3 protein-coding genes and 1 pseudogene are annotated in these 3,106 nt (G+C 72.1%); all 4 read left to right on the top strand.

The window, feature by feature from the left end; genetic code table 11:
- Nucleotides 1–666, top strand: a 666-nt coding sequence (locus ACFXAZ_RS06005; RefSeq protein WP_384585727.1) for an EfeM/EfeO family lipoprotein, incomplete at its 5' end; no start/stop codon positions are given.
- 10 nt (nt 667–676) lie between these two features.
- Nucleotides 677–1,996 (top strand): iron uptake transporter deferrochelatase/peroxidase subunit, encoded by a 1,320-nt coding sequence (efeB, locus tag ACFXAZ_RS06000; RefSeq protein ID WP_384585726.1) that lies wholly within the window; start codon nt 677–679, stop codon nt 1,994–1,996.
- A 2-nt stretch (nt 1,997–1,998) separates the two neighbouring features.
- Nucleotides 1,999–2,880, top strand: a complete 882-nt coding sequence (efeU, locus tag ACFXAZ_RS05995; RefSeq protein ID WP_384585724.1) for an iron uptake transporter permease EfeU — start codon at nt 1,999–2,001, stop codon at nt 2,878–2,880.
- Nucleotides 2,831–3,106 (top strand): annotated as a pseudogene (locus ACFXAZ_RS05990) (hypothetical protein); the annotation flags it as partial. The gene efeU and the pseudogene ACFXAZ_RS05990, both read left to right, overlap by 50 nt.

Here is a 3,106-nt window from a genome sequence, read left to right as displayed (position 1 = left end):
CTCTCCCCCCCGCCCCCTGGGGCCGCCCCCCAGCCGCCCCCCCACGCCCCGCGTCGGGGGGGCTCCCCCCCCCGGCCGCCCCCCCCTCGTTGGGCCCACATCGACCCCAAGGTCGATCTGCGCGAGGACGGCCTGGAGGCCGGCCAGGACCCGGAGACCGACTGGACCGGCTGGCACCGCCTGGAGCGCTCGCTGTGGCAGGACGGCAAGGTCACCGACCATGACAAGCAGCTCGCCGACCAGCTGATCACCGATCTGACCGACTGGCAGAACCGGGTCGGCAAGGCCGAGATCACCCCGACCTCCATGGCCAACGGCGCCAAGGAACTCCTGGACGAGGTCGCCACCGGCAAGGTCACCGGCGAGGAGGAGCGCTACTCGCACACCGACCTCGTCGACTTCAAGGCCAATGTGGAGGGCGCCCAGAAGTCGTACGAACTGCTCAAGCCGGTCGCCCAGGAGAACGACCCGGAGCTGGTCACCGAGCTGGACAAGCAGTTCGCCGCGCTGAACACCCTGCTGGAGCAGTACCGCGACGACCCGTCCTCGTACGACTTCGTCTCCTACGACACGGTCGGCGACGCCGATCGCAAGGAGCTGTCGGACGCGGTGAACGCGCTCGCGGAGCCGCTGTCGAAGCTGGCCGCCGCGGTCGTGGTGAAGTAGGGGCGGGCCGATGACCGACACCCCGGAACGCCATCCGTCCCGGCGGGCGCTGATCGGCTGGGGCGGGGCCGGGCTCGCGCTCGGTGCCGCCGGAGCGGGCGGCACGGTCGCGCTGGCCCGCACGGGCGGCGACGCCCCTGATCCGGCCGGCGGGGCCGTCGCCTTCCACGGCGCCCACCAGGCGGGGATCGCCACGCCCGTGCAGGACCGGCTGCACTTCGCCGCGTTCGACGTGACCACCGACGACCGGGCCGCGCTCGTCGCGCTGCTCAAGGACTGGACGGCCGCGGCCCGGCAGCTGACCGCGGGTCAGCCGGTCGGCGAGGGCGGGTACGGGGGGCTGCCCGAGGCGCCGCCCGACGACACCGGCGAGGCGCTCGGCCTCCAGCCCTCGCGGCTGACCCTGACCATCGGCTTCGGGCCGTCCCTGTTCGAGAAGTTCGACCTGGCGGGCGCCCGGCCGGACGCCCTCGTGGACCTGCCGAAGTTCGCGGGCGACAACCTCGACCCGAACCGCAGCGGCGGCGATCTGTGCGTGCAGGCGTGCGCGGACGATCCGCAGGTGGCCGTGCACGCCATCCGCAATCTCGCCCGGATCGGCTTCGGCAAGGTCGTCGTGCGCTGGTCGCAGCTCGGCTTCGGCAAGACCTCCTCGACCACGCCCGACGAGCAGACCCCGCGCAACCTCATGGGCTTCAAGGACGGCACCCGCAACATCGCGGGCACGGAGACGGACCGGCTGGAGAAGTTCGTGTGGGTGGGCGAGCCGGACGGGCCCGCCTGGATGACCGGCGGCTCCTACCTCGTCGCCCGCCGCATCCGGATGCACATCGAGACCTGGGACCGCGCCCCGCTCCAGGAGCAGGAGGACATCATCGGCCGCGACAAGGGCGAGGGCGCCCCGGTCGGCAAGGCCAGGGAACGCGACGAACCGTTCCTCAAGGCGATGCTGCCCACCGCGCATGTGCGCCTCGCCCACCCCGACTCCAACGACGGGGCGACGCTGCTGCGCCGCGGCTACTCCTTCACCGACGGCACCGACGGCCTCGGACGGCTGGACGCGGGCCTGTTCTTCCTCGCCTACCAGCGCGACCCGCGCACCGGGTTCATCCCGGTCCAGCGCAATCTGGCGACCGACGCGCTCAACGAGTACCTCCAGCACGTGGGTTCGGCGGTCTTCGCGATCCCGCCGGGGGTGCGGGACGCGGACGACTGGTGGGGCAGCGCCCTGTTCACGGAGCCGTCACAGTCATCGGAGTCATCGAAGTCGTCGGAGTCGTCGGAGTCGTCCGATTCCCCCAAGTCGTCGGCATCCCCCGGGAAGGCATAACCGTGTTCTCCAACTACCTGATCGGTCTGCGCGAGGGGCTGGAGGCCAGCCTCGTCGTCTGCATCCTCATCGCCTATCTGGTGAAGACGGACCGCAGGGACGCGCTCAAGCCGGTGTGGACCGGCATCGCCGTCGCGGTCGCCCTCGCGCTGGGCTTCGGGTGCGCGCTCGAATTCGGCTCCCAGGAGCTGACGTTCGAGGCGCAGGAGGCGCTGGGCGGCACACTGTCGGTCCTCGCCGTGGTCCTGGTGACCTGGATGGTGTTCTGGATGCGGCGCACGGCCCGGCATCTGCGCTCGGAGCTGCACGGCAAGCTGGACGCGGCCCTGGCGATGGGCACCGGCGCGCTGGTCGCCACCGCGGCTCTCGCGGTGGGCCGCGAGGGCCTGGAGACGGCCCTGTTCGTATGGGCGTCGGTGCGCGCGGCCGGTGACGGCACACCCCGCCCGCTGATCGGGGTGGCGCTCGGCATCGCCACGGCGGTGGTGCTGGGCTGGCTGTTCTACCGGGGCGCGCTGCGCATCAACCTCGCCAAGTTCTTCACCTGGACCGGCGCGATGCTGGTCGTGGTGGCGGCGGGGGTGCTGGCGTACGGCTTCCACGATCTCCAGGAGGCCGACTGGCTGCCCGGCCTCACCGACAAGGCGTTCGACATCTCCGGCACGATCCCGCCGGACAGCTGGTACGGGACGCTGCTGAAGGGCGTGTTCAACTTCCAGCCCGACCCGACCGTCCTCCAGGTCACGGTGTGGCTGCTCTACCTGGTCCCGACGCTCGCCTTCTTCTTCTCCCCGGTAGGGTTCGCCTCCGGTAAGGGGAAGGTGAAAGCAGCCGATGAGCAGGGATCGCGGCCCGCGAACGCCGCGCAGTCGCCGCAGGATTGACCGGAGGACCCTGATAGCGGCCTCCGTGACCGCTTTGTCGCTGACGGCGAGCGGATGCGTGGTGGTGCACGGCGAGCGCGAGGTGGTGCCCGCGACGACCGAGGCGGAGGCCGCGCGGGCGCTCAAGGAGTTCACGGCCGGCGGACACACGGCCCCGCTAGCCGAAGAGACCCGCCCGGCCGCCCCGGCAGGGACCGCGGGCCCGCCCGCCGAGCTCCGCGCGCGC

Origin of the sequence: Streptomyces sp. NPDC059477 (assembly GCF_042749375.1) — a bacterium.
Taxonomy (GTDB): Bacteria; Actinomycetota; Actinomycetes; order Streptomycetales; family Streptomycetaceae; genus Streptomyces.
This window is presented reverse-complemented; position numbering and strand designations above follow the sequence as displayed.

Coding starts and splice junctions, on each gene's coding strand:
- efeB (WP_384585726.1), top strand. CDS start 677: ATGACCGACACCCCGGAACGCCATCCGTCCCGGCGGGCGCTGATCGGC.